This is a genomic window from Rummeliibacillus sp. TYF-LIM-RU47 (genome assembly GCF_008638315.1).
Taxonomy (GTDB): Bacteria; Bacillota; Bacilli; order Bacillales_A; family Planococcaceae; genus Rummeliibacillus; species Rummeliibacillus stabekisii.
The window spans coordinates 640,953-664,545 of sequence record NZ_VVIR01000001.1; the positions used below are offsets into that span (position 1 = coordinate 640,953).

The following is a 23,593-nucleotide window of genomic DNA, read 5'->3' on the forward strand; positions in this document are numbered from 1 at the left end:
CCTCCTCTCTGTCATTATTCGACAGGGAGAGAGGAAATCCCTACAAAAGGAGAAAAAAATTATGGCTACTACAAACGAATTAAAAGAACAAATGAAACAGCAGGCACCAACACAAGCGAAAAAACCTAAGACTATTGAGGATTACATGAAACAAATGGCTCCTGCAATGGCGGAGGCTCTACCAAAGCATATGAGCGTTGATCGTTTAACGCGCTTGGCTATGACAACAATTAGGACAACCCCAGCTCTACGCGAAGCTGATGTATCAAGTTTACTAGGGGCAGTTATGCAAGCGGCTCAACTAGGATTAGAACCTGGCTTACTTGGCCAATGCTACTTGTTACCATTTAAAAACGGTAAAAAAGGAATTACCGAAGTTCAATTCATTATCGGTTACAAAGGAATGATTGATCTCGCTAGACGTAGTGGTCATATCCAATCTATTTATTCACATGCAGTCTATGAAAATGATGATTTTGAGTATGAACTGGGCCTAGAACCCAAGTTAAAACATACGCCGACAATGTCAACGGATAAAGGGGCTTTTGTAGGAGCCTACGCAGTAGCTCATTTCAAAGATGGGGGCCATCAATTTGAGTTTATGAGTAAGGCGGATATTGAAAAGCGTAAAGGTCGTTCTAAGGCTGCCAACTCAAATTACTCTCCTTGGTCTACAGATTATGAAGAAATGGCCAAGAAAACAGTGGTCCGTCATATGTGGAAGTATCTTCCGATTAGTGTAGAAATGCAAGAGCAAGTGGCCTATGACGAAGGTGTCGGACGAAGCATTAAAGATGTAACACCAGAAGAAGATGTTTTTGTGCAGGCGCCTGATGAGATTTTAGAAGCCGAAGCAACAGAAGCATAAACGATGAATATTCAAACAAAAGTCGTCCTGCCTGCATGGATTTTTGAGCAGGCCCAGGGCGATAAAGATGAAATCAAAAAGCTAGTACTCGACTATATGAAACGCTATGACGGTTATCGAGTGATTAAAGTTAGCAAGAGATTAGCAATTTGCGAGACTAACAGAATTTAAGGAGGTAAAGATATGGGAATCATGCGAGTCGCTAAAAATGGCAACTACACAGTAATGAATCGCACAGCACTTAACGACAAACGGCTCTCATGGAAAGCAAAAGGTATTATAGCTTACATGCTTTCAATGCCAGATGATTGGATATTTTACAAAGATGAGTTAATGACTCATTCAGCTGATGGAAAAGCAGCTTTCCATAGCGGATTTAAAGAGTTAAAAGATTGTGGTTATGTTGAACGAAGACCTGTAAAAGATGAGAAAACCAAGAAAATTACTCATTGGGAAACGATTGTACATGAGATTCCTTGCGAGCCACAAACCGAAAAACCAGAGGGTGGAAAAACCACTGACTGGAAAACCAGTGAGTGGGAAACCAGACATGTGGAAAACCATTCACAGGGAAATCCGCCACTACTAAGTACTGATAATAACCAAGTACTGAAAGAACCAAATACTAATAGATTACTAAGTACTGACAACCACCAACCAGATATGAACTTTGTTAAAGTAAAAGGCTTTTATGAAAGCAATTTTTCTCTAGTAAGCCCAATCATTGGAGAAATGCTTGGTGGGTTGGTTGATGATTTCGATACAGATTTAGTTTTATATGCTTTTGAAATTACAGCTTTAAATCCGAAAGTATCAAATCCAATGAGATACGCCACATCGATATTAAACGGTTGGCAAAAGAATTTAGTAACTACTCGTAAACAAGCTGAAATCTATGAATCTAACAAACGAGGTGAACAGAATGCCAACAATAGCAGAGGTCCTCAAAAAGATGCAGGATCAAGCAACCCTTATGATGTCGCAAGAGGATATTGCTCCGAGTAACTTTGAATGCGAAACCTGTAAAGACGCAGGGGGATGGACTGAATTGCGTGACGCTGATGTCTTCGGCAATGGTAGAGTCGTTCGGAAAGAGAATGTGTGGGTTGAATGTTCTTGTGCTAAACAACGCAAACTTGAAAGATTAATAAATGGTTCTCACATCACACAAGAGTTTCAAAAAATGAGATTTGAAAACTTCGTCGGTGAAGGTTTAGACAAGAAAATCTTAAACATGGCCAAGAAAGCTAAACAGTATTATGACGAATTTGAAGAAATCAGAAAGACCTCTCAAAACGGTATTGCACTGTTAGGTCAACCAGGCATCGGCAAAACACATTTGCTCATGGCGATTAGTAATAACCTAATGCTGAAAAAACACATTCCAGTTATGTACTTCCCTTTCGTAACGATGACTAGCGAAATGCGAGCTAATCAATTCGAGAAGGAAGAAATGATTACCCGCCAAGCAAAAGAAATCGATGTTTTGTTTATCGATGATTTGTACAAGCCAGTTGCAGGCAAACCAAAAGCTAGTGAATGGGAACAACTCAAAATGTACGACATCGTGAATTACCGATATTTGAATCGAAAACCAATATTACTGTCTTGTGAGTTAGACCCAGCACTTCTATTAGCAATTGATGAAGCGACAGGCAGTAGATTATTCGAAATGACACAGGAATTTACGGTGAGCGTAGAAAAGGATTTTCGGCTCAATTATCGTACACGAAAGTTATTTAACAAGGAGGCTAAATGATGACTCAAATCACACCAAAAGTTGCTGCAGAACTAATTGATACAAGTTTCGGAGTACAGCTTATTGCTACAGGGCTTGCACAGTTGGTAGAAGACGAAGGTTTTACACCACATGAAGCATTAAAAATCGCACGTTATACAGGGCAGAATTGCTTTCATGCTCTATTGGAATTGAAAGAGGAGGCTAAATAATGAAACCAACAAACAACATCAAATACATTATTGATCAGATTGTTATCGCCTATTGCCAGTTTGAAAAGTTCGGTGATAAGACATTCGGCGACAACTTCGAAAAATACACAGCTCAGTTAATGCAAATCACGGAGTTAAATCGTGATGGAGCTCTTGAATATGCAGTCAATTTTTTAGCTGGTGAAAGCAAAGTTAAGGGGGTTGCGTGATGGCAATTACATGGGTTTATGTCCAATCAGAACCGTGGGTTTATACAGTAGGTTTCTATGCTCCAGATGGCAATTGGCATACAGACAGTGACTGGAACAGTAAAGAAGATGCAGCAAATAGAGTTCATTATCTAAATGGCGGCAATCCTAGCGTAAGAAGGGAGGACTAAATTGTGAAAGGTATTTGCATCAAACAAGGTGCTTCAACAAACCTAAAAGAGGGAGAACAATATTTTCTCTTTGAACATGGTCCAGATCATTACTATGCAAGTAGGTTCAACCATAAAGGCGCACATTTTGGGGCGTTTGAAAGAAAACTATTTGATGTCTTTATAGAACGTGCTGTAAGTAAATGGCCGCCGGAACCACCTTGTATAAAAGTGTCATTAGACAATTCAAAAGTATATAAAGCTGAAATGATATGGCGCGATGAAGCATATAAGAACAAACCTTTAGGTATCTATTATATCCGGCCTGTGAAAACGCATTGTTGGTTTTACTTTGATTCTCAAATGAAAAAGCCAGGAGGGTGTTATCCTCTCCATTGGTTTGATGGATTCCAAGAGCATGATCCAGAAATGCAGCAAGAAATAGTGGAGCTACCGAAAAATGAATGGGAGCAAATACGGCTTTTCTAAAATCAGTTGACTAATATAGAGAGAAATTTCCCCACCTTATAATTAAAGTGGGAAAATTTATCGGAGAGTGATATTACAATAGTAGTATATGCAAAGTAAAGTATTACTACTGTACTAAAGACCAAATCACCGTCGCATTTTATACGTGAAATGGAGAAACAAGGCTATAAAGGTTCGCAAGATTTTGAAATCAGAGGGAAGCGAGGTAAGGGCATTGTCAGTGTTTGAATTAATGATTGTAACGATTACCGTTGCAGAGATGTGTCTTGCTATCAAGATGGCTTGGGAGGCTAAAGGTAAATGATAAACAATGTAACGCTAGTAGGAAGATTGGCAAACGATATAGAGCTAAAGTACACGCCAAGTGGAGTGGCTTCTGCAAAGTTCAGATTAGCAGTTAAACGTCCATTTAAAAATCAGCAAAATGAACCGCAAGCGGATTTCATCAATGTACAAGTTTGGCGGAAACAGGCTGAGAATGCATCTAATTATTTAAAGAAAGGTTCCTTATGTGGCATCGTTGGCAGAATCCAAACCGGCAGCTATGAAGGGCAGGATGGCAAACGAGTTTATACAACGGATGTAGTAGCCGAGAGCGTTCAGTTTTTAGAACCAAGGAGCTCACAGGAAAGTACCAATAATCAAAGTAATACGAATTACCAAGCACCTCAACCAAACACAACACAGGGGCAATATGGGGCGAATAATCAACAGCAGAACTATACCAGAGTGGATGAAGATCCATTTACAAATAATGTGCCGAACAATTATCAGGTGCAAGAGGAAGATCTGCCGTTTTGATGATTGCTTGAAGAAAACTGTGAAGTAAGGAGGGCTATTAATTGGCAAAAAAATTATTATGGATATTTGTTATTGGTAATTCGTTAAGTCTAATGCTTATGTATTTTTATAATGTAAAAAGTGAACAGATAAACTTTATACCAATGTGGGTTGCAATAGCAGTAATAGCAATTTGTGAATCTATTGAGAAAACTAAAGAAATTAATTAACGCACAATTCAATTAAAAAGTACAAGGAGGACAATATGAACTTACAAGAACTATTTGAAATGCAAGCAGAGTTGGACCAACACATTATAGAAAATAAGGGCCTACAGGGAGTTGATCTCATTGCAAATACGTATGTGGCCTTGCAAATTGAATTAAGCGAAATGGCTAACGAGGCTCGCTGGTTCAAACATTGGAGCAACAAAAAAGACCCGAAAGATAGAAATAGCCTACTCGAAGAGATTGCGGATTGTATCTCCTTCTTTCTATCATTGGCCATCAAAAAAAACTGGAAAGATGCTTTATGGATTTACGAAGAACAGCTTGATAAAGATGAGTGGAATGGTAATTTAACCGGTTGGTATATTGAAATGATTTATTTTCTTAATTCATCTTATATTACAATCTACAACAATGATGAAAACGAACGACATGAGAAGGCATATGGTTTTTATAAAAATCAATATGATTTTCGGGCAGCGTGGATTTGTTTCTTGAATATTGTAATCAATGGATTTGGATTTACTAACGAAGATCTTGAACAAGCCTATAAAGCCAAGAACAAAGTGAACTTCGAACGCCAAGCGACAGGATATTAACAGGGAGGAGTCGGAATGAGGAAGAAATCTCAAAGAATCTTTGCTTTGTATAAAGGCGATACCAACATTTGCGACGGCACCTTGCGAGAAATTGAAGAAAAATCAGGCGTACCATTATCTTACTTAAAACGAATGACATATCCAGTTTATGAAAAGAGGATGAGTGAATCGAAGAATGTAAGAAACAGAATGATACTAGAAGAAATTTTTATGGACGAGGAGGATCTAATTGGTTGAGTTAAAGCTAGAGCAGGAAGAGCGCGAAGGTATGCTAGACACGCTTGCCGTATTTGGAAACTATCCTTATGAGGTATACGCCAACTTTTGCGATGCTAGATTGATAGAGGAATATGAAAGGATAGTGGGAGATGGGAAATAAAAAAGACACGCTTGAAACAAGTTCAAACGTGTCGGAGCCTATTAGGAGTGACGGTCTGCAAACCGTCCACCTTTATTATTATCAATCGGATATTAATTATACGGATAAGAATCCATAAAGATTCGTTTATTATAAAAACCATCAGAGCGGAGGCGTAATATGGTCATAAAAATTCAGACAGATTCCGATATGATCGCCGAAATTGATTTACATGATAATGCTGTATATGTTGTTACTGGTGGAAGGATTATCTCAGTAGATCCACCACCAAGCGGCTATGGCAAGCAGGAGATTAGTTGGCATAAGGGTGAGCCGACACACTCGGAAATTAAATATACGCAGAAGTTTTAAAAGCATCGTTGTAGGATATTGAAATAAAAGGGAGTTCCATCAAAAATGTTGGTAACTCCCTCTTCAAATTATCTGATGCTGCCACTACGGACGATTTCCGCGTTTACTTTTGCTTCAATTTTGATGTCTTTATATATATCCTTCCATTTTCCCTCTCTCCATAATTGCGGATGATAAGCCCGGATATATTCACCAATCCCAAGTATATCGGAAGAAGCTTCTTGGCTTTTTTTGAACATTCTATTGATGTCTTTTTCTACGCTCCTTTCAATAAAGTTCTCTAATTCTTTTCTCACTTGCTTACGATCTAAATGATCTGGCGGATATTCAGTCATAACTATTGGCATGTTAATTTTATACTGAATCTTTATGTTGTCTCCATCCTGTATTACTTTTTTCTTTTTCTTAAAACGAATCACGTCAAATGCAACAGATACTTTTTCCCCTTTCTTATTCCACAAATAAGCTAATTCAACAATTCTTGCTTTTCTATAGCCTAATAATGTGGCAAAAGTAGATTCTCTAAGTGTAAGGTATTTCCCCGTATATTTTTTTCCATTAAATAAAGCCAATCCCTCCGCTTGGGGAAGTGCTTTGTCACTACTCGTTTTTAAGTATGGTAAGGCAAGATCTCTTCCTTCACTAAACATGAGGTTAGCTGTCATCTCTAAATTAGTTTTAGGAAATATAGTCGCATCTTCAAAACTCTGTACAAAATCTAAATAGTACTCGCCAATTTCCTTTGGAATTGTTTCTTTTAATTCTAAGAATCTTTTTGATGTACCCTCTGTAACCATAACTTTCGCGGTCATGGGGCTTTGGGCAGATCGATAATAAACATCCAACAAAGCATATAAATCATCCTTAGCAGTTTCTTCGCTAACTAAAATTGTGGTCAACTCAGCTATATCCATAGTTTGCTCTGTTTTTTTATTGGCATCAATCCTTACTTCTCTCGCTGTTTTGCCCTCACCCTCAAGTACTATATATTGAATAGGGTCAGTACCTGAGCTAGGGTAAGCGTAGTAGGCTTTAAGTTCTCCAATGTGTCCACCTATGCCAACTACGGAAATCACGGAGAGTTCTTTGTATAGTCGTTGATCCCAACATCCACTCAGGAAAAAAGTGCTTATTAGGAAAAAAACAGTCACTTTACGCATTAGTTTTCCTCCTTTTATTTAGCATCATAATAAATAACGGTAATAAAACGGTAACTGGAATATATAAATACTGAAAGTGTTTTCTGATAAACTCTACAGTTTCGATATTTAGAAAACTTATACTTCCAATAAATACAAGGATATGCAATACAGCCATAGCCAATTTTTGATGTTTCCGCTCTTTTTGGAAATAGACTATACGTATATTAAAAACAATTAGTGAAATTGAAATAATACTCCAACCGAGCCATATATATAGGAAGAAGAGATCAAGCCTCTTTACAAATGTAACTTCAATGGATTTTAAAATATATAAAACAGGCTCTGTTATATATGGCAAAGACGCTTTTGCAAAAAACAACTCTACAATGAGGAGTATAAAAACAATAAACAATGTTATGATGAGTTGATAAATTAAGATGTCTTTAAATTTCATTTTTTCTTCGGGTAATACATATTTCCTCATTACTAAATAACCTTCTAAACCTGTAAAAGAAGCTAAGCCATAGAAAATACCCTTTATCCATTGGTGTTCTGTGCTTGTTCCAATAGGGAAAAGTCGAGAGAGTTCCACTTCAGGCAAAGCAAATATTAAAAAAATCAAATAAATAAAAGCAAATGGTATTATGAAAACGGGCATATTTACAGCAGTTGATGGTCTACTGACGCTAATATAATAGGAAACGAACAGCATTAGTAGCATTGATACTGTATTAGGCGTGTTTTGTAGAACCCAAGTATTTAAGGTGTATTGCATATATACTAAGGCGCAAATTAACTGCATTATCCAAAATAAAATATAAATCCATCTTGTAAATTTACCTAATTTGAAATATTTGAAAAACTTTTCATACAAACATAATTGAATAAAAACAATTAGTGCAGCTATCAAGAGCATAATCCAAGAATCAGAACCGCCAGCCTGAATAATTATTTCTGAATAAGCAATAAATATGATACCTATAGTTCTAAAAAAGAGCATGAGAAAAAGCTGAACTTTTGTTATTGTAAAATTCATATTTTTCTTCCTTTCGGATTAAAACTACTCGGCTGAGTACCAGATTTGGTATGCTTGCCCCGAAATAAAATTTGGGGAATTTCTTTTGGTTCAAAAGGAACTATTGGGAAAAAGTACGGTGATTTCAAAGAACTTAAGTTACATAAGTGTATACCTAAAATTAGAAAACCAATGACTATGCCAAAGAAACCGAACAAAGATGCTGCAAACATAAACGGAAAACGTAATACACGTACCGAAGTATTTAATTCAACCGACGGTACAACATAGCTAGATATCGCTGTTAATGCTACTACGATTACTACCATATTTGACACTAAACCAGCATTAACTATGACATCTCCGACAACTAAACCGCCGACAATGCTAATTGTTTGAACTAAAGACTTTGGTAATCTAACACTAGCCTCTCGGATTAGTTCAATAATGATTTCAACAATTAATGCCTCAACTAGTGGTATATAGGGGATTTCGCTAATATCTAATTTGAGTTTTTTACTTAATTCGATAGGAAGAACCTCATAATGAAAGGTAACTATTGCAATATAAAAGGCAGGTAAGTAAACAGCTGTAAGGAAGCTAACGACGCGCACCATTCTATAAAAAGACCCTACAATGACACGACTATTAAAGTCATCAGGCGATTGATAAAATGAAAATAAGGTGACAGGAGTGATAAAAGCAGCAGGCGAATAATCGGTCATGATGACAATTTTTCCATCAGAAAGATTAGCAAAAACTCTGTCAGGTCTTTCTGTATTCATTATCTGCGGAAATGGTGAAAATGGATTATCTTCTATAAAGTCATTCAACTGTCCTGATGTATATAACCCATCCGCTTGTTCTTTTATTCCTTCTAGTTTCCGCTCTAAATCGGCGAGATTATCTTGGTTAGCATAACGAGCTAAATACATATAATAAATATCTGCTTTATTATCTATTCCAACAGTCACTTTTTTTATGATTAAATCAGGTACTCGCATCCTTTTTCTTATAAGCGATATATTTGTGTCTTGATCTTCAACAAACCCTTCATGAGCACCACGTAAGATGGCTTCGTTTATCGGCTCATCTGGAGATCTATGAGGTAAGTTTGGCATTGTGAAACATACCATTTCTTGAGAGTTCAATAAAAGTAACACCGTGAATCCTTGACAGACATATTCCACTAACTTTTCTAAGTTATAACTTTCTTTTTGAGTGGCTGTTGTCGCCTCCCAGTCTTTTTCATTAAATGTTGTTTGCACTTTTAATACATTGACAATGTCTTGTACATCTTTTATATTGGCCATCGAACTATAGTAGCAAAGAATAGCATATTGATCTTTTGGGAACGAGATCTCTCTTGCTACAAAATCAACCGAATTATAAAAAGTAGCTTTTAATTTTTCAACCATTGATTCTAGATGGAGCATTTAACTTCTCCTTTTCTCAGTCTTTTGTTGAATCTAGAAAGATCTTTACTCTTACATCGTTTATTTTTCAGTATGGAACAAAATATTACATTTCAATCAAAGAACAGCTATTGTTTTAAAAATAAAAAACTCAAATGTTAGAAAGAAAATTGTTTTGTGTTTTAATATACAGAAAACCAAAAACACGTTAAAATATTCTTATACTAGAGGTAGTCTTTTTTCATATACTTCCTAGTTATTAACCTATATAGTTAGTGCAAGGGGGGTGAAGGAATGAAGAGAAGGTATATGGAATATACTGTCCATTTAAAACTCATTGGTGAGTTTATCGAAAGAATTATTTATTTAGTAAACAATCAAACCAAGAGTCAAAGTATAGAATTTCAATTGGCAATAGCGGGCTTTGACCATACTTTAGAATTAATTAAAAACTTTAAACCATCAGATGTAATTAATAAGGAACATCAGCAATTGGTTTCTGGTTTAACTGAATGGATAAATGTCATTAAAGGGGCTAATCGATTTGGGTTTTTAATTTAAAGTAGAAGCACACAAAGTGAATTAAGCTTCTGAATGTTATATATAGATCGATAATTAGCATCCCTCGGGGTGTTTTTTTTATTTTGCAGAAATGAGGTGATGTTAGAGTGATAGATTTCAACGAGAGGCTAGCGAGGAAAGAAGGTAGGGTAACACCAAAAGCTTTACTAGAAAATGCTTTAAATCGCTTGGGTGAGATTGATCAAATTATCTATGTTGTGAAAGATCATGACGGAACAGTGAAGGTAGGTTATTCCGAGGGAGGCTTACTGCAAGCTTTAGGAATGTTAGAAGCTGCCAAAGTAGACGTTATTAACGATATGTACGAATGAGGTGATGAAGTGGCTCGCAGTAAATACAAGAATAAACAAGTTGAAGTTGATGGAATTATTTTCGATTCAGCTTTAGAAAGCCAATATTATTTGCATCTGAAACAATTGCAGGAACAAGGCATCGTGAAATCGTTTGAAATGCAAAAAAACGTATTTATTGCTTGAAGGCTATTCGATTGAGGGGAAGAAACGACAGTCGATTAAATTCACGCCAGATTTCATTGTCCATTATGCAGATGACACTACAAGAGTTATTGATGTAAAAGGCAGTGAGATGGCAATATCAAGGGATTTCCCATTGCGAAAGAAAATGTTCGAATGTCGCTATCAAATGCCACTAGATATCGTTATGTGGTCCGCAATAGATGGCGGTTGGATTGAATATGAGGCTTTAAAGAAAGCTCGTAGGTTGAGGAAGAAGAACAAAGAACTTGCTAAGAAATGAGGTGGTGAAATGACTAATGCCAAGAGCACGTGATCCAAACCGGGATAAAGCATTTGAGATATTTAAAGAGCATAGCGGCAATATTGCAAATCGTAAAATTGCTGAGATGTTGGATTGTCCTGAAAAGAGTATTGGTGGTTGGAAATCTAAGGACAAATGGAATAAGAAATTGAACGGAGTACTCCAAACAGATGAACGGAGTACTCCAAATAAAAATAAAGCTAAAAAGATAGTAAAGAAAGAAGTTGCTGAAATCGAGGAAGTGCCATTGAATGAAAATGGAGAGCTTACCGAAAAACAGTGGCTTTTTTGTATGTACTATACAAAGTATTGGAATGCGACTAAGGCTTATCAAAAGGCATACGAGTGCAGCTATATGGTAGCAAACAAAAATGCATACTTACTTATGGTCAATCATGGTATAAAAGCCGAAATTGAACGTATGAAAGCAAACATATCAAGTGGCATAATGATTGACGCTAGAGTAGTGCTACAGAAGTACATTGATATTGCATTTGCGGATATCGGGGATTACATTTCATTTGAAAAGTATTCAGTTACTATCAAAGATTTAACGGAAGTAGATACATCATTGTTAACCGAGGTTAGTAACACGGAAGACGGTGTAAAACTCAAACTAGCCGATAAGATGAAGGCCCTTGATTTCCTAACTAAATACACTGATCTCCTCGGTGAAAAAGAGCTGAAACAGCTTAAAGTTGAGCGTGAGCGTATTGCAGTCCGTAAAGAAAACGGTGAGGAGGAAGAATACGAAGATGATGGATTCATCGAAGCCCTCAAAGATACAGAAGTTGATTGGAATGGTTAAGCGAAAGAAAAAACCTGCTCTCTTCAAATTTTCGCCATTTAGCATAAAACAAAAGAAAGTTCTTACATGGTGGGTTGCTGATAAGTCGCCATACAAGGACAAAGACGGAATCATTTGCGACGGATCAGTTCGAGCTGGTAAAACGGTTGTGATGTCTCTCTCATACATCGTGTGGGCAATGGAAAACTTTGACGATGAAAACTTAGGTATGGCCGGTAAAACAATTGGTTCATTTAGACGTAACGTTTTCAAGCCATTGTCGAAGATGTTACGTAGCCGTAAGTATCAAGTCAAAGAACATCGTACAGAAAACATGTTTACCGTTACTAAGAATGGTAAAACAAATCACTTTTACTACTTTGGTGGTAAAGATGAAGCTTCACAAGATCTTATTCAAGGGATTACGCTCGCCGGGATGTTCTTTGATGAAGTAGCACTTATGCCGAAATCATTCGTTGACCAAGCTACGGCACGTTGTTCTGTTGAAGGTGCAAAGTTCTGGTTCAACTGCAACCCAGCAGGCCCTTATCATTGGTTCAAAACAGAATTTATCGACAAGATGGAAGAGAAGAATCTATTCCAGATTCATTTCTTGATGGATGATAATCCTTCATTGTCTGAGCGTGTGAAAGAACGTTATAAGCGCATGTATAGTGGCGTATTCTTCAAACGATTCATTCTTGGGTTATGGGTACTTGCTGAGGGTGTTATTTATGACATGTTCGATAAGGAAAAACATGTTGTTGAGACTGTTGAACGTGAATATGAAAAATACTATGTCAGTATCGACTATGGTACTCAAAACCCTACAACATTTGGCTTGTGGGGTCTTTTTGATGGCGTATGGTATAAGATCAAGGAATATCACTATGATGGCCGTAAGAAGTCAAAACAGAAGACTGATGAAGAATATGCAAATGATTTAGAACAATTCATTGGTGATGTTTCTCATTTTAAAGGTATTATCGTGGATCCATCGGCAGCATCTTTCATTGCTGTTTTAAAGAAGCGAGGTTTGCGTGTGATTAAAGCGAAAAATGATGTGCTAGACGGTATTCGTAACGTAGCAACAGCTTTAGAAAAGCAATTGATTAAGTACAATGATTGCTGCAAAGAAACCTTCCGTGAGTTTTCATCTTACATTTGGGATGAGAAAGCTGCAGATCGTGGAGAAGATAAACCAGTAAAGCAGAATGACCACCAAATGGATGGTGACAGATACTTTGTGAACACAATTGTCATGAAGAAACGTGGTATCACAATTTTGAAATAAGGGGGCGATAACAGTTGCACTGGCTACTTGGAAGGACTCAAACAGATGAGTTCATAGAAATTATAGTAAACAACAAGCCGCAAGCGATCGATACAGTTAAGGAACTGTACACGACATTCAATCCATCGAAATTTTTAGAAGGCGTCAGGTATTACTTTACCGAAAACGACATTCTGAATAAGAAGGTATATATCTATAATGCAAATGGCGCCAAATTAGTTGATGGGGACGCAACAAGTGAAGCATCCAAGATACCATCGGGCTTCCACAAAATATTAGTTGACCAAAAAGTCGGCTATCTTGCTGGGGAGCCTCTTTCTTATGGATCAAAAAGCGATGATAAAAAGGCGCTTGAACTCATTGAAGAATTAATCGGAGAAGAATTTGAAGATACGCTACCGGAATTAATTTTGAATGCTTCAAACAAAGGTAAAGAGTGGCTTCATCCTTATGTTGATGAGGATGGAGAGTTTCAACACATCATCATACCGGCAGAAGAATTTATCCCTATCTACGATACAAAGCGAAAGGATAAGCTTCTAGCAGGCATTCGTTTTTATAATGTCGCCGATAATAAAGTGAAGCTAGAGTTATGGACGCCAGATGATGTAACTTACTATGAAATGATTAACGGTGAAATCTTTATTGATGTGACCGAAGAAGTCAACCCAGCTCCGCATTTCTACCAAGGTGATAAGAGTGTGAGTTGGGGAGATGTTCCATTCATCGAGTTTAAGAACAATGAATTTGGCGTATCAGACCTTACATTTTATAAAAGGCAAATTGATGGCTACGACTCATTAGTGAGTACTACACAAGATGTGCTAGAGGATATTCAAGCAATGATCTATGTGTTGAAAGGCTACGAGGGTGAGAATTTAGAAGAATTTAAAACGATGCTCAAACGATATCGTGCTATCACCATGGAAGCTGAAGAAGGTTCTGGCGTCGATACATTAAGTGCCGAGGTTCCGGTTGAAGCCTACAAAACACAACGAGACACTTATACCACTGATATTTATTCTTTCGGTCAAGGTGTGAATCCATCACCGGATATTATTGGGGATGCTCCAAGTGGTGAGGCGTTACGGAACCTATATTCCTTATTGGACATTAAAGCCTCCATGTTGGAACGTAAATTCACCAAAGCGTTGAGAAGGTTCATCTGGTTTGTCGCTGAGTATGCCAAGCTAAGTAAAAAGGGTGAATTTAATTATCGAGATATCACATTCACTTTTAACAAAATGATCTTGACTAATGAATCACAAATCGTTGATATGGCTCAAAAGAGTTTAGGGGTTATCTCGCAAACTACAATTATTGAAAATCATCCTTGGGTTAAAGATGTTCAGTTGGAGCAGGAACGCTTGGAAAAGGAAAGAGACGGTATAGAACCTCTTACTTATAAAGAAGGTGACTAGATGATCGATTTAGATAAGTACGCTAAATTACTCGCTGAATGGTCGGATAAAGTCACTAAGAAGTATGAAAAAGAGTTAAACAGTATGTACAGTGAGTTAATTAAAGCAGCTCTCGCTCTTTTAAGTAGCACATTTAACAGCTACGAGAAAGACGGCAAGCTCACCTATACCGAAATGATGAAATACAAGCGTTTAGACAGCTTTCATAGACAAATGAATGTCTTAATCAATACCATGTCCAAAAAGCAACGAGACAGCCTGCTAGACTTGCTAGAGGAACATTATGAGTATAGTTGGGATTGGATGGCGTGGGCTATCGAAAATGAAGCTGATATTCGTTTGAAAAACATGAAGACAAAGCTAGATCAAGTTGAGAAGGCCATGCAGAATCCAATTAGTGGCCTTACACTTGATGAAACCTTGGAAAAAAACCGACGAGACATCATCATCAAAGTAAAACGAGAAGTTACTCAATCACTTGTTCAAGGAAGTACCTACAAACAAACCGCTAGCAGGCTTACAAAGGCGTTTGAAGGTGACTATGTTAAATCGGTTCGGGTTGCTCGAACTGAGACGCATAGAGTACGTGAGCAAGCTTCTTTAGAGTCTGCACAAGAAGCGAATAGTCAAGGTATCATCATGGTGAAACGATGGATGAACATGAAAGATGAAAGAGTCCGTAGAACTCCAAAGGCTAACCATTTATCATTAGGCGGTCAAAGTGTCCCAGTTGATAAACCATTTGATTTAGGCGGAGGAGAAACAGGCCAAGCTCCAGGAATGACGGGCTATGCTCACCACGATATTAATTGCCGTTGCTTAACTGGGTATAGCATTGAACGAATTGAAAAGCAGAGTCAGAAGGATGTTGCGAAAAGAACCTTCGATGAATATCGGAAAGCTATTTCTAATTAGGTAAGTACGGTGTATCATTTTATAGAGGTGGGAAAATGAAAACATACGATTTAATAATTAGGACTAAAAGAAATAGGCGGTTTTATTCAGAAATTGGAGCAGATAATTATAAAGCTGCGAAAGAAAGTTTAGACATTGTTCTAAATCAAAACACCTTTATAACTTGTAACACAGAGGAAGGAGGCGATTGTGTATTTTTAGCAGTTTCTGAAATAGCATATATAGCATTAATAGATAATCCAGAAGAGAATGAATAAGGGTCACTCATTGAGTGACTTTTTATTTCGCCCTAAGCAAGGCGTTAAAGGGCTTTTTTATTATGCCTACGTGTCGTTGCACGTGAAAAACGTATAGGAGGAGAAGAGATGAACAAAGAAGCATTACTCGCATTAGGATTAACAGAGGAGCAAGCAGATAAGGTTATAACAGGTTTTGGTCAAATGGTTCCTAAAAGCCGTCTTGATGACAAAATTCAAGAGGTTAAGGACTTACAAGGCCAAATTACAGATCGTGATAATCAGCTTGACGATTTAAGCAAGAAAGCAGCTGGCAATGAAGAATTGCAGAAGCAAATTCAAACATTACAAGAGCAGAACCAAACGACGGTTGCTGACTATGAAGAAAAGTTAAAGCAAAAAGACTTCGATTTTACATTGTCAGAAGCATTACGTAATGCAAAAGCTAAGAACCCGAAAGCAGTTAAAGCTCTATTAGACGTGGAAGGCATCAAGCAAGATGGACAAACGCTTTTAGGCCTTGAAGATCAACTGAAGGCTTTGAAAGAATCAGATGCTTATTTATTTGAATCCGATAGTTTGAAGGGCAAAACACCACCAGCAGGCGGTCAACATTTACCAGGTGGCTACAATAAACCAAATCCGTTTGCGAAAGATACATTTAATTTAACAGAACAAGGGATTTTGCTACGTGACAATCCCGACTTATACAATCAATTGAAAGCCCAAACTGGGCAATAGGAGGAATTAATTTATGCCAATTACACGTATTGGAGATATCATTCAACCAGAGATTTTCACAAACTATGTCACTCAACGAACAATGGAATTATCAAATGTATTAAACAGCGGAATTGCAACAAATGACGTGGAATTCAACGCATTAGCAAGTGGACCAAACACTCTTGTTAACATGCCTTACTTCAATGATCTTACAGGTGATTCAGAAGTAATGTCGGATGACGGTTCTTTAACTCCAGGGAAAATCGGCACAAGCAAAGACGTTGCTCGTAAACAAGGGCGTGCAAAAGCGTGGGGAGCAAACGGCTTATCAGCATTGCTTTCAGGTGCTGATCCTATGGGAGCAATCGGAAATCTTGTGACAAACTATTGGGCTCGTGATCGTCAAAAAGTATTACTTTCAACACTAAAAGGCGTATTTTCTTCCTCATCAATGGCTAAGAAAATTCATGATATTTCTGGTGAAACGGATGCAGGTGCACTATTCACCGCTAATAGTTTCTTAGATGCAGTACAAATCATGGGGGATGCAAAAGACTCTTTAGCAGCTATTACAATGCACTCAGCCGTTGAAACGTATCTTGCTAAACTTCAATTAATTGAGTATGTACAACCTGCAGGCCAACCAGTAAGAATCCCTTACTTTATGGGTAAACGTGTCATTGTGGATGATGGCATGCCTTATGATACTGCAACAGGCGTGGCAGAAACGTATATCTTTGGTCAAGGCGCATTGGCTTGGGGTAATGGTAAGCACCCGAATATTATTGAGACTGAAACAGATCGTGACACAATGGCTTCATCAGGTGAAGATTTCTTAATCAATCGTAATATCTTTATGCTCCATCCACGTGGGGTGAAATGGACTGAATCAGCAGTTGCAGGCGATTTCCCAACAAATACAGAATTAGCAACTGGCTCCAACTGGGAATTAGTTTATGAACCTAAAGCAGTTCGTATGGTTGATTTCAAGTTCAAAATTAAATAAGAGGGCGCTTAGGCGCTCTTTTGTTATGAAAGGGTGATTGTATGGGAGCTTATACATTTCGGCGTGCTCGTGAGCGGTTAGCGGCTAAAAACCATTCATATGAGCAATTGAATGCCATGAAGATTTCTCAAATTAAAGGAATCTTAGATTCAAAACAGATTGATTACAAATCTAACGGAACTAAAAAAGAGTTAATATCTTATTTAGTAGAGATTCCAGAAGAACAACTAGGTAGCGAAGTGGGTGATAATGATGGCGATGACTCTTGATGAATTGAAGATACGTATTAATGCCACTGCTGATGATCTTGTATTGCAAACAAAGCTTGATGATGCAATTGACTTTGTCTGTGGTTATCTACATCGTACATTCAACGATGAAAAGCCAATGCCCTTGAAAGTAAAAAGGATTGTAGCAAAGTATGTACAGTCTGAATTGACGCTCACAGATGGAATAAAATCTGAAAGCATAGACGGTTTAACACAGACGTTTGAAAGTAAAAGTGAACGTGACAACGCCATAAAAGCTGAACTACGTTCCACAGGCTTAAGAAAGTTTGCGTGGTATCGTGGCTAGAATCAAATTCAAAGACAACAACAAAATACCACAGGCCATTAAAACGATTGAAAAAATCAATCGCAAAAAGGTAAAGGTCGGCTATTTTACAGGTGATTTTTACGATGGTAATGGTGAGCTTACTGTGAAAGGTTTAGCTGCAGTTCATGAGTTTGGTGTTCAGATTCAGGTTACACCTAAAATGAGATCCTTCTTGCATCATAAAGGACTGCACTTGAAAGATTCTACAACCCATATCACTATTCCAGAACGAAGCTTTGTACGAACCGGAGCGGATCAGTCTAGGTTTGCAGTTGTGCAAAAGACAGAAGAACTCATTAGAGATGCCATTACGGGGAACATACAGGTTGAGTTGCTCTATGAAATGATTGGTGAAGAAATGAGAGCAGAAATCCGTGAACATGCTATAGATTTAGAGAATCCAGCCAATCATCCATGGACAATTGAGAATAAAGGTTCATCAAATCCTCTTGTTGCTACAGGTAATATGATTGGAGCGATGGAGGTTGAGGTGAAATGATGTTCAACTTTGACCGATTGATAGCAAAGTATAGTTCTACTTTCACGGCTAAGATTACTACAGAGGGCTATTATGATGATGGTGGTAAGTACCATAAAGGCGAAACGAAAGAGGTTCCATATACAGGCGCGGTGATGCCAATGACAGCGAAATCCGTTTATGCCAGCGGTGGTAAATACACTACATCGGATGCAAAGCTTTATATAAAAACTCGGCTTAAGGAAGGCACGAAGATAACATATGATAATCATTTGTACACTGTACAAGATGAAAAATCGTATGAACGCTTTGGTGGCTTCTTTTATTATGTGCTAAAGGCGGTGGATAGCTTTGCTTGATTTAGAATCTATCCGTTCGGTCATTGTTAGAAATCTAAAGGCAACTACAGGTATTCAAACTATTATTGCTGAACAATCGAATGAACAACCACCTTATCCGTTTATTGCCATTAAGTTCACTACACTTGGAAAACAGGTGGGGAGAGCGGCACAGTACATGCATGAAGATGTACAGTATACCGAGCAAGATATTGAAATGGTCTTGTCGGTTTCTTCTTTTAGTGAGGAAATGGATGAATCAATCAATAATGCTTATGCAGCATTTCAATTTTTCGAAGTAGACGGCATTCAAACGTTGCAGGAAGCTAATATTGCCGTCGTAAAGACAACAGAAATATCAAATAGAGATACGTTTATCTCAATCGAATATGAGCGTAGAACAGGGTTTGATGTTCGAATTAGAACTAGGGCTCAATCGATAAGAGAACTTGATTCCATCGATACAATAAATATCAATAATTAGGAGGAAGAACATGCCTTTAAAAGATGTTACCGTCACAATTAATATTCAAAAATCATCTAAGTTAACAGGCTTAGGTAAACCGTTAATATTAGCGAAGTTCACTGGTGAGTCAACCTATAAAAATTATGCTGATCCATTAGATGTTGCGAAAGACTTCGGCGCTGATACGGTGGTTCATAAATTAGCTAAAGCACTAATCAACCAAGGAAACACAGCGCCATCCAAGATTGCTATTGCCACTTATAATCCTGCAGCCGAACCCGCTATGACTGCAGCCGATGCACTTAGAAAATTCTATGATGAGGATTGGTACTTTGTTGTTTCTGATACTCAGGTAGAAACAGAAGTGAAGGCTATCGCTGATGTAGTGGAAGGTAAAGGGGTCAAGTTACATGGAACAACTGTAACAGCTCTTGAAGCACTAACAACATTGAAAGGTTATAACTATGATCGTACCTTTGCTATGTTGCATACAACAGTCAATGAGTATGCTGCAGAAGGTTTGATTGGATCGGTTGGTTCCAGAGATGTTGGCTCAATTACATGGAAGTTTAAATCAATCAACGGATTAACGCCACAGCAAGTGACAGAGGATGAATTGAAAGATATACACGCATTAAATGGCTTTGCCTACGTAACGAAATCTGGCAACCCTCAAACATCAGAGGGAAAAGTGTTGAGCGGTGAATATATCGATGTTATTCATTCGAAAGACTGGATTAAAATCAATATTGAAGAAGCTGTTCAGCAAGTCTTTGTGAAAAACGGCAAGATTTCATACACAGACGATGGTATCACGCTATTGGCTAATGCAGTTAAATCAATTCTAAAGGCAGCCTTTGATATGGGCATGATTGCTGAGGATTCAGAGGGCAGCCCTTTATATAGTGTCGCAACGGTTTCACGCGTTGATACACCATCCAGTGATCGTGAATCACGTGTATATAATGGCTTATCCTTTAACTTTGAATTAGCCGGAGCAATTCACGAAGCAAATATTGTGGGCGAAATTATGATCTAGTTAAAGACATTCATTTGAATGTTTTTTTATTTTGGAGAGAAAAGAGGGCATTAAATGGATATTAAAACTTATGATGCGAGAAAAGTGAATGTTGATGTAGGTGGAATTTCGCTAACTGGTTTCGGTGAAGATACAATGGTTGAATGTTCGCAAGATGACGATACAATGTCCGCCAAGAACGACGCTAAAGGGAATGTAGGTATCACAATCAATAACAAAACGATGGGAACAATTAAAGTCACTTTAATGCAAACATCTCCATCGGTCAATTACCTAGATAAGCTAGCGAAGAGCCGAAAAATTTTCCCTATTTGGGTAACGTCAAACAACGAAATTAAAGAGGTTGTTGGCGGAACTAAAGCTTTCGTCACAAAGCCTGCAGATAAATCTTTCGGTGCTGAGGTAGATGAACGACAATTCGAAATTCGAGTGACCGACTACACAGTAGAATAGGCGGTGAGGGGCTATATGCCCCTTTTCTTATGCATAAATCAGTGAAAAAGCATTTACAACTCAAACAAAAAATGAAAAAACAGGAGGCTATTAAAATGGCTAAATATGGAGAAAAGAAAGTAATCACTTTTAAAGATAAAAAAGGCAAAGAGACTAAATTCAATCTTCAACATGTTGGTTTACAAGGATCATTCGAGATTCTCGACCGGACGAAGGATGCAAATGGCAATACAAGTATCACTGCCATGCATAGTGAGCTATTTGAACACGTTATCCGTACAGAGGACAATGAACAAGTAAGTTATGATTGGTTTGAAGAACAAGATTTCGGCTCAACAATGCTAAAAGAAGTCGTAAAGGAAGCAACAAAGTTCATATTTCAATAAGCCTAAATCAAATATGTTTTATAAAAAGCTGGCGAAGAGACGTTGGCTTTTTTGGCGAATAATAGTTGAGAATGTTGTAGATTATAAAACCGCAATGACAATGTCCCTCGATGAAATCATGGAAGCTAACGCAGCTCTCAATTATAAAATTGAGTTAAAAAATCAAGCGGCTAAGAACAAGAAAAAGTGAGGTGATATAAATGGCATTGCGTGATATAGACGTTGATATTGAGCTTGATGTCGATTATGGAGAACTCACCTATCTTAATGAGGAAATTGATGAGACATTACGGTTGTTGAAAGGTATTGACGATGATAATATCATTGACCTTACACGTGAGTTTAGACGGATGGGGCGTCAAGTAGACAACGCTACCCAAGATGTTCGGCAATTAAATCGGCAAGTTGAAACCATATCAGATGTAAAAGTAGATGTTGATATAGAAGATCCATTGGCAGATATCAAACGTTTGCAAATGCAAATTGAAGCGCTTGACCGTGAAGATATCAATGTGGACATCGACATCAGAAACGCTGCAAGTGAATTAACAAAGCTTTATACCCAAATGAAGATGATTGATGGCAAAGATATCGATATTAATGTTGACGTTAATGGAGCCTTAAAAGAATTAGGTATCTTAAGGGCACAGCTAAACGCTTTTAAGGCCACAAATTCGATATCCCTGCCAAGTATGGGGATGGACTTACTATCGAATTTTAATCTTGTTGGATTGGCTAAAGCCGCCGGTATTATCGTAGCCCTACCTGTTTTACTTCCTATTGTTGCTACCTTAATCGGTGCTGTAGGAACGCTAGGGGTAGCGATAGGTGTTTTGGCAGGCGGTTTATTAGGCATAGCAAGTGCTGCCGTTATAGCAGGTGGAGGACTTCTTGCGTTTAGTAGCCTTGCAATCTCATCTATTAGCGACTTATACGAAGAAGATGCCAAATTAACAACCGAACAAAAGCAGTTAAAACAGGAGACTGATAAGCTAGTCGGCTCATGGGGAGACTTAAAAGAATCGTTAAGTGATGAGGTATTCGATGTAGCATCTAGAGGGGTTAAGTCCTTAAATAAGCTTTTGGATATGTCTACACCAATCTTAGAACATGCAGGCGATTCAGTTGCTAAGTTATTAGGTAGTTTCGATAAATCTTTAAAAACAAACGAAGTTAAAAGCTTCTTTAAGTATGTTGACAGTTCTATAGGTCCTTTAACAGAAAGTCTTGGCGGTGGGTTAGGGTATGCCTTGAAAGGTGTAGCAAATACCATAGTAGCTCTTGGTCCTTTGACGTCATGGATGGCAGATGGCTTTGAAGGTATGATGTCTAAATTCTCAGATTGGACAGCAGGCTTAAAAGGTTCAGAAGGTATGAAGACGTTTATTGACTATATTAAAGACAATTTACCTAAACTCGGTTCAATTCTTGGTGATGGATCAGTAGGTGTAGCAAAGTTTTTTGCTGCCTTTGATACAACTGCAGCGGATGGCCTTGATTGGCTGGTCGATAAAATGAAAGATTTCTCGAAGTGGGCTAGCGGATTAGACGAGAATAAGGACTTCCAAAAGTTTTTGGATTACATCAAAGAAAATGGTCCGGAAATTGCTAATATTATCGGTAATGTTTCGGAGTCTATAAGTAATTTAGTAGGCTCGCTATCTAAGGATGGTGGCAATAAGTTAGGCTTTTTATCAGATCTAAGTGATTTCGTCCTTAAGTTAGAAGATAATGGTTTCACTGACTTAGTCAAAAGTCTAATGACTTTTGATTTAAAAGGAGTTTATGGATCAATTGGAGAGATGACAAAAAATCTGCTTGGCGATATTGATATCACAGGCGCTATTTCAAATATTGATTGGTCTAGTTTTGTTAAACATCTTAGTTGGGTGGACTTTATAAAATCGTTAACTTGGTCTACCTTTGTGAAGGGGCTATCTTGGTCATCTTTTGTCAAGATACTTAGTTGGGCTAGTTTCATTAAAAATCTCGGTTGGGGATCATTTATTAAACATTTAAATTGGTCTGGTTTTATAAAGAGTCTTACTTGGGGAGGTTTTGTTAAAGGGTTAACTTGGGCTTCGTTTATTCCTAAATTATCTTGGGGCAGCTTTGTAGGCGGAATAAAATCTCTCATAGGAGGATCTCGTGATGGTTCTCACGCTAATGGATTAGGCCGCGTTCCTTTCGATGGATATACAGCAGAACTTCACAAGAACGAAGCTGTACTGACTGCTCAACAATCAGATACACTTCGTTCTGCAGGAATGCTTCAAGGTGATGGGGCATACCCAACGCTTGATATGAACGCAGTTAGCAATTATGAGCCTTTAGCAGCGACTTCATCAAACACTACGACAACTAGCACTACATCAAGTAAAACTGTTGTTATCGAAGCACCTGTGACTATTCGTGTTGAAGGTGGAAAAGACGGAGAAAGCACAGCGAAGAACGTCAAAGATCAATTAGAAGAATACTTCGAGGATTTACAAGACATATTCACGGTTGTATTGGAGGGATAG

The 23,593-nt window shown here is 37.8% G+C and carries 37 protein-coding genes; 34 read left to right on the top strand and 3 right to left on the bottom strand.

Annotation, left to right across the window (positions count from 1 at the left end):
* Positions 1–61: 61 nt before the first annotated feature.
* The 14 genes from recT (at position 62) to F0527_RS03070 (ending at position 6,001) form a co-directional block, all read left to right on the top strand.
* Entirely contained in the window at positions 62–868 is an 807-nt protein-coding gene (gene recT, locus F0527_RS03025) for a recombination protein RecT (protein ID WP_150283767.1), read from the top strand.
* Positions 869–871: 3 nt separating this feature from the next.
* On the top strand, positions 872–1,039 hold the full coding sequence (locus F0527_RS16920) for a hypothetical protein (RefSeq protein WP_190323369.1): 168 nt from the start codon (positions 872–874) through the stop codon (positions 1,037–1,039).
* 12 nt (positions 1,040–1,051) lie between these two features.
* Complete coding sequence (locus tag F0527_RS03030) at positions 1,052–1,873, top strand: DnaD domain-containing protein (protein WP_150283768.1); 822 nt, start codon at positions 1,052–1,054, stop codon at positions 1,871–1,873.
* On the top strand, positions 1,791–2,627 hold the full coding sequence (locus F0527_RS03035) for a DnaA ATPase domain-containing protein (RefSeq protein WP_190323370.1): 837 nt from the start codon (positions 1,791–1,793) through the stop codon (positions 2,625–2,627). Before F0527_RS03030 ends, F0527_RS03035 begins: the two co-directional genes overlap by 83 nt.
* Entirely contained in the window at positions 2,627–2,818 is a 192-nt protein-coding gene (locus F0527_RS03040; protein WP_370454625.1) for a hypothetical protein, read from the top strand. Before F0527_RS03035 ends, F0527_RS03040 begins: the two co-directional genes overlap by 1 nt.
* The gene (locus tag F0527_RS03045; protein ID WP_150283771.1) at positions 2,818–3,027 is read left to right on the top strand and encodes a hypothetical protein; all 210 of its coding nucleotides are present in this window, start codon (positions 2,818–2,820) and stop codon (positions 3,025–3,027) included. The genes F0527_RS03040 and F0527_RS03045 overlap by 1 nt, the downstream gene beginning before the upstream one ends.
* Positions 3,027–3,197 carry a hypothetical protein gene (locus tag F0527_RS16925; RefSeq protein ID WP_190323371.1) on the top strand — a complete coding sequence of 57 codons (171 nt, stop codon included), beginning with the start codon at positions 3,027–3,029 and terminating at the stop codon, positions 3,195–3,197. The genes F0527_RS03045 and F0527_RS16925 overlap by 1 nt, the downstream gene beginning before the upstream one ends.
* A gap of 3 nt (positions 3,198–3,200) precedes the next feature.
* A complete protein-coding gene (locus tag F0527_RS03050; RefSeq protein WP_150283772.1) occupies positions 3,201–3,665 on the top strand; it encodes a hypothetical protein in 465 nt (154 codons plus the stop codon).
* A gap of 300 nt (positions 3,666–3,965) precedes the next feature.
* Positions 3,966–4,466 (top strand): single-stranded DNA-binding protein, encoded by a 501-nt coding sequence (gene ssb / locus F0527_RS03055; RefSeq protein ID WP_150283773.1) that lies wholly within the window; start codon positions 3,966–3,968, stop codon positions 4,464–4,466.
* Between the two features lie 41 nt (positions 4,467–4,507).
* Entirely contained in the window at positions 4,508–4,675 is a 168-nt protein-coding gene (locus tag F0527_RS16930) for a hypothetical protein (protein WP_190323372.1), read from the top strand.
* A 35-nt stretch (positions 4,676–4,710) separates the two neighbouring features.
* Positions 4,711–5,271, top strand: a complete 561-nt coding sequence (locus F0527_RS03060; RefSeq protein ID WP_150283774.1) for a dUTP diphosphatase — start codon at positions 4,711–4,713, stop codon at positions 5,269–5,271.
* 15 nt (positions 5,272–5,286) lie between these two features.
* Positions 5,287–5,508 carry a hypothetical protein gene (locus F0527_RS03065; RefSeq protein WP_150283775.1) on the top strand — a complete coding sequence of 74 codons (222 nt, stop codon included), beginning with the start codon at positions 5,287–5,289 and terminating at the stop codon, positions 5,506–5,508.
* The gene (locus tag F0527_RS16935) at positions 5,501–5,650 is read left to right on the top strand and encodes a hypothetical protein (protein ID WP_190323373.1); all 150 of its coding nucleotides are present in this window, start codon (positions 5,501–5,503) and stop codon (positions 5,648–5,650) included. The genes F0527_RS03065 and F0527_RS16935 overlap by 8 nt, the downstream gene beginning before the upstream one ends.
* Before the next feature lie 159 nt (positions 5,651–5,809).
* Complete coding sequence (locus F0527_RS03070) at positions 5,810–6,001, top strand: DUF3954 domain-containing protein (protein ID WP_223823514.1); 192 nt, start codon at positions 5,810–5,812, stop codon at positions 5,999–6,001.
* Between the two features lie 68 nt (positions 6,002–6,069).
* Here F0527_RS03070 and F0527_RS03075 read toward each other — a convergent pair whose 3' ends face one another.
* From F0527_RS03075 to F0527_RS03085, 3 genes are read right to left on the bottom strand one after another with little or no spacing between them, the layout of a single operon-like run.
* A complete protein-coding gene (locus F0527_RS03075) occupies positions 6,070–7,161 on the bottom strand; it encodes a Ger(x)C family spore germination protein (protein ID WP_150283776.1) in 1,092 nt (363 codons plus the stop codon).
* Positions 7,154–8,179 (bottom strand): GerAB/ArcD/ProY family transporter, encoded by a 1,026-nt coding sequence (locus F0527_RS03080; protein ID WP_150283777.1) that lies wholly within the window; start codon positions 8,177–8,179, stop codon positions 7,154–7,156. Before F0527_RS03080 ends, F0527_RS03075 begins: the two co-directional genes overlap by 8 nt.
* Positions 8,176–9,594, bottom strand: coding sequence for a spore germination protein (locus F0527_RS03085; protein ID WP_150283778.1), 1,419 nt, complete (start codon positions 9,592–9,594; stop codon positions 8,176–8,178). The genes F0527_RS03080 and F0527_RS03085 overlap by 4 nt, the downstream gene beginning before the upstream one ends.
* Positions 9,595–9,867: 273 nt before the next feature.
* Between F0527_RS03085 and F0527_RS03090 the strand changes: the two genes are divergently transcribed.
* From F0527_RS03090 to F0527_RS03180, 20 genes are all read left to right on the top strand, one after another.
* The gene (locus F0527_RS03090; protein ID WP_150283779.1) at positions 9,868–10,134 is read left to right on the top strand and encodes a hypothetical protein; all 267 of its coding nucleotides are present in this window, start codon (positions 9,868–9,870) and stop codon (positions 10,132–10,134) included.
* 107 nt (positions 10,135–10,241) lie between these two features.
* Complete coding sequence (locus F0527_RS03095; RefSeq protein WP_150283780.1) at positions 10,242–10,466, top strand: hypothetical protein; 225 nt, start codon at positions 10,242–10,244, stop codon at positions 10,464–10,466.
* Positions 10,467–10,475: 9 nt separating this feature from the next.
* Positions 10,476–10,631, top strand: a complete 156-nt coding sequence (locus tag F0527_RS17320; RefSeq protein ID WP_255476006.1) for a DUF1064 domain-containing protein — start codon at positions 10,476–10,478, stop codon at positions 10,629–10,631.
* Positions 10,600–10,911, top strand: coding sequence for a DUF1064 domain-containing protein (locus F0527_RS03100; protein ID WP_255476007.1), 312 nt, complete (start codon positions 10,600–10,602; stop codon positions 10,909–10,911). Before F0527_RS17320 ends, F0527_RS03100 begins: the two co-directional genes overlap by 32 nt.
* Before the next feature lie 16 nt (positions 10,912–10,927).
* The gene (locus F0527_RS03105) at positions 10,928–11,740 is read left to right on the top strand and encodes a terminase small subunit (RefSeq protein ID WP_150283781.1); all 813 of its coding nucleotides are present in this window, start codon (positions 10,928–10,930) and stop codon (positions 11,738–11,740) included.
* Complete coding sequence (locus F0527_RS03110) at positions 11,688–13,013, top strand: PBSX family phage terminase large subunit (RefSeq protein WP_223823515.1); 1,326 nt, start codon at positions 11,688–11,690, stop codon at positions 13,011–13,013. The genes F0527_RS03105 and F0527_RS03110 overlap by 53 nt, the downstream gene beginning before the upstream one ends.
* Positions 13,014–13,027: 14 nt before the next feature.
* Positions 13,028–14,434, top strand: a complete 1,407-nt coding sequence (locus F0527_RS03115; protein WP_150283782.1) for a phage portal protein — start codon at positions 13,028–13,030, stop codon at positions 14,432–14,434.
* Complete coding sequence (locus tag F0527_RS03120; RefSeq protein ID WP_150283783.1) at positions 14,435–15,349, top strand: phage minor head protein; 915 nt, start codon at positions 14,435–14,437, stop codon at positions 15,347–15,349. It begins immediately after the preceding gene.
* 35 nt (positions 15,350–15,384) lie between these two features.
* Positions 15,385–15,606, top strand: a complete 222-nt coding sequence (locus F0527_RS03125; protein WP_150283784.1) for a hypothetical protein — start codon at positions 15,385–15,387, stop codon at positions 15,604–15,606.
* Between the two features lie 108 nt (positions 15,607–15,714).
* Complete coding sequence (locus F0527_RS03130) at positions 15,715–16,326, top strand: phage scaffolding protein (RefSeq protein ID WP_066790778.1); 612 nt, start codon at positions 15,715–15,717, stop codon at positions 16,324–16,326.
* 13 nt (positions 16,327–16,339) lie between these two features.
* Positions 16,340–17,314, top strand: a complete 975-nt coding sequence (locus F0527_RS03135) for a major capsid protein (RefSeq protein WP_150283785.1) — start codon at positions 16,340–16,342, stop codon at positions 17,312–17,314.
* A gap of 41 nt (positions 17,315–17,355) precedes the next feature.
* On the top strand, positions 17,356–17,583 hold the full coding sequence (locus tag F0527_RS03140) for a hypothetical protein (protein ID WP_150283786.1): 228 nt from the start codon (positions 17,356–17,358) through the stop codon (positions 17,581–17,583).
* Positions 17,564–17,890: a phage head-tail connector protein gene (locus F0527_RS03145; RefSeq protein WP_150283787.1), complete on the top strand. Its 327-nt coding sequence runs from the start codon at positions 17,564–17,566 to the stop codon at positions 17,888–17,890. Before F0527_RS03140 ends, F0527_RS03145 begins: the two co-directional genes overlap by 20 nt.
* Positions 17,883–18,410, top strand: coding sequence for a hypothetical protein (locus F0527_RS03150; RefSeq protein WP_150283788.1), 528 nt, complete (start codon positions 17,883–17,885; stop codon positions 18,408–18,410). The genes F0527_RS03145 and F0527_RS03150 overlap by 8 nt, the downstream gene beginning before the upstream one ends.
* Positions 18,407–18,748, top strand: coding sequence for a hypothetical protein (locus F0527_RS03155; protein WP_150283789.1), 342 nt, complete (start codon positions 18,407–18,409; stop codon positions 18,746–18,748). The genes F0527_RS03150 and F0527_RS03155 overlap by 4 nt, the downstream gene beginning before the upstream one ends.
* Positions 18,741–19,211, top strand: a complete 471-nt coding sequence (locus F0527_RS03160; protein ID WP_150283790.1) for a phage neck terminator protein — start codon at positions 18,741–18,743, stop codon at positions 19,209–19,211. The genes F0527_RS03155 and F0527_RS03160 overlap by 8 nt, the downstream gene beginning before the upstream one ends.
* Before the next feature lie 10 nt (positions 19,212–19,221).
* Positions 19,222–20,232 (top strand): DUF3383 family protein, encoded by a 1,011-nt coding sequence (locus tag F0527_RS03165; protein ID WP_150283791.1) that lies wholly within the window; start codon positions 19,222–19,224, stop codon positions 20,230–20,232.
* 54 nt (positions 20,233–20,286) lie between these two features.
* The gene (locus F0527_RS03170) at positions 20,287–20,685 is read left to right on the top strand and encodes a phage structural protein (RefSeq protein ID WP_150283792.1); all 399 of its coding nucleotides are present in this window, start codon (positions 20,287–20,289) and stop codon (positions 20,683–20,685) included.
* A gap of 95 nt (positions 20,686–20,780) precedes the next feature.
* Positions 20,781–21,071 carry a hypothetical protein gene (locus F0527_RS03175; RefSeq protein ID WP_150283793.1) on the top strand — a complete coding sequence of 97 codons (291 nt, stop codon included), beginning with the start codon at positions 20,781–20,783 and terminating at the stop codon, positions 21,069–21,071.
* Between the two features lie 200 nt (positions 21,072–21,271).
* The gene (locus tag F0527_RS03180) at positions 21,272–23,593 is read left to right on the top strand and encodes a hypothetical protein (RefSeq protein ID WP_150283794.1); all 2,322 of its coding nucleotides are present in this window, start codon (positions 21,272–21,274) and stop codon (positions 23,591–23,593) included.

What these genes read in the sequence shown, in the direction of transcription:
- F0527_RS03080 (WP_150283777.1), bottom strand. Translation starts at nt 8,179, where the DNA reads ATGAATTTTACAATAACAAAAGTTCAGCTTTTTCTCATGCTCTTTTTT.
- F0527_RS03035 (WP_190323370.1), top strand. Translation starts at nt 1,791, where the DNA reads ATGCCAACAATAGCAGAGGTCCTCAAAAAGATGCAGGATCAAGCAACC.
- F0527_RS03045 (WP_150283771.1), top strand. Translation starts at nt 2,818, where the DNA reads ATGAAACCAACAAACAACATCAAATACATTATTGATCAGATTGTTATC.
- F0527_RS03180 (WP_150283794.1), top strand. Translation starts at nt 21,272, where the DNA reads ATGGCATTGCGTGATATAGACGTTGATATTGAGCTTGATGTCGATTAT.
- F0527_RS03090 (WP_150283779.1), top strand. Translation starts at nt 9,868, where the DNA reads ATGAAGAGAAGGTATATGGAATATACTGTCCATTTAAAACTCATTGGT.
- F0527_RS03060 (WP_150283774.1), top strand. Translation starts at nt 4,711, where the DNA reads ATGAACTTACAAGAACTATTTGAAATGCAAGCAGAGTTGGACCAACAC.
- F0527_RS03135 (WP_150283785.1), top strand. Translation starts at nt 16,340, where the DNA reads ATGCCAATTACACGTATTGGAGATATCATTCAACCAGAGATTTTCACA.
- F0527_RS16920 (WP_190323369.1), top strand. Translation starts at nt 872, where the DNA reads ATGAATATTCAAACAAAAGTCGTCCTGCCTGCATGGATTTTTGAGCAG.
- F0527_RS03130 (WP_066790778.1), top strand. Translation starts at nt 15,715, where the DNA reads ATGAACAAAGAAGCATTACTCGCATTAGGATTAACAGAGGAGCAAGCA.
- F0527_RS03145 (WP_150283787.1), top strand. Translation starts at nt 17,564, where the DNA reads ATGATGGCGATGACTCTTGATGAATTGAAGATACGTATTAATGCCACT.
- F0527_RS03155 (WP_150283789.1), top strand. Translation starts at nt 18,407, where the DNA reads ATGATGTTCAACTTTGACCGATTGATAGCAAAGTATAGTTCTACTTTC.
- F0527_RS03085 (WP_150283778.1), bottom strand. Translation starts at nt 9,594, where the DNA reads ATGCTCCATCTAGAATCAATGGTTGAAAAATTAAAAGCTACTTTTTAT.
- recT (WP_150283767.1), top strand. Translation starts at nt 62, where the DNA reads ATGGCTACTACAAACGAATTAAAAGAACAAATGAAACAGCAGGCACCA.
- F0527_RS03170 (WP_150283792.1), top strand. Translation starts at nt 20,287, where the DNA reads ATGGATATTAAAACTTATGATGCGAGAAAAGTGAATGTTGATGTAGGT.
- F0527_RS03175 (WP_150283793.1), top strand. Translation starts at nt 20,781, where the DNA reads ATGGCTAAATATGGAGAAAAGAAAGTAATCACTTTTAAAGATAAAAAA.
- F0527_RS03065 (WP_150283775.1), top strand. Translation starts at nt 5,287, where the DNA reads ATGAGGAAGAAATCTCAAAGAATCTTTGCTTTGTATAAAGGCGATACC.
- ssb (WP_150283773.1), top strand. Translation starts at nt 3,966, where the DNA reads ATGATAAACAATGTAACGCTAGTAGGAAGATTGGCAAACGATATAGAG.
- F0527_RS03040 (WP_370454625.1), top strand. Translation starts at nt 2,627, where the DNA reads ATGACTCAAATCACACCAAAAGTTGCTGCAGAACTAATTGATACAAGT.
- F0527_RS03110 (WP_223823515.1), top strand. Translation starts at nt 11,688, where the DNA reads ATGATGGATTCATCGAAGCCCTCAAAGATACAGAAGTTGATTGGAATG.
- F0527_RS03030 (WP_150283768.1), top strand. Translation starts at nt 1,052, where the DNA reads ATGGGAATCATGCGAGTCGCTAAAAATGGCAACTACACAGTAATGAAT.
- F0527_RS16925 (WP_190323371.1), top strand. Translation starts at nt 3,027, where the DNA reads ATGGCAATTACATGGGTTTATGTCCAATCAGAACCGTGGGTTTATACA.
- F0527_RS03125 (WP_150283784.1), top strand. Translation starts at nt 15,385, where the DNA reads ATGAAAACATACGATTTAATAATTAGGACTAAAAGAAATAGGCGGTTT.
- F0527_RS03120 (WP_150283783.1), top strand. Translation starts at nt 14,435, where the DNA reads ATGATCGATTTAGATAAGTACGCTAAATTACTCGCTGAATGGTCGGAT.
- F0527_RS03070 (WP_223823514.1), top strand. Translation starts at nt 5,810, where the DNA reads ATGGTCATAAAAATTCAGACAGATTCCGATATGATCGCCGAAATTGAT.
- F0527_RS03140 (WP_150283786.1), top strand. Translation starts at nt 17,356, where the DNA reads ATGGGAGCTTATACATTTCGGCGTGCTCGTGAGCGGTTAGCGGCTAAA.
- F0527_RS03075 (WP_150283776.1), bottom strand. Translation starts at nt 7,161, where the DNA reads ATGCGTAAAGTGACTGTTTTTTTCCTAATAAGCACTTTTTTCCTGAGT.
- F0527_RS03105 (WP_150283781.1), top strand. Translation starts at nt 10,928, where the DNA reads ATGCCAAGAGCACGTGATCCAAACCGGGATAAAGCATTTGAGATATTT.
- F0527_RS03165 (WP_150283791.1), top strand. Translation starts at nt 19,222, where the DNA reads ATGCCTTTAAAAGATGTTACCGTCACAATTAATATTCAAAAATCATCT.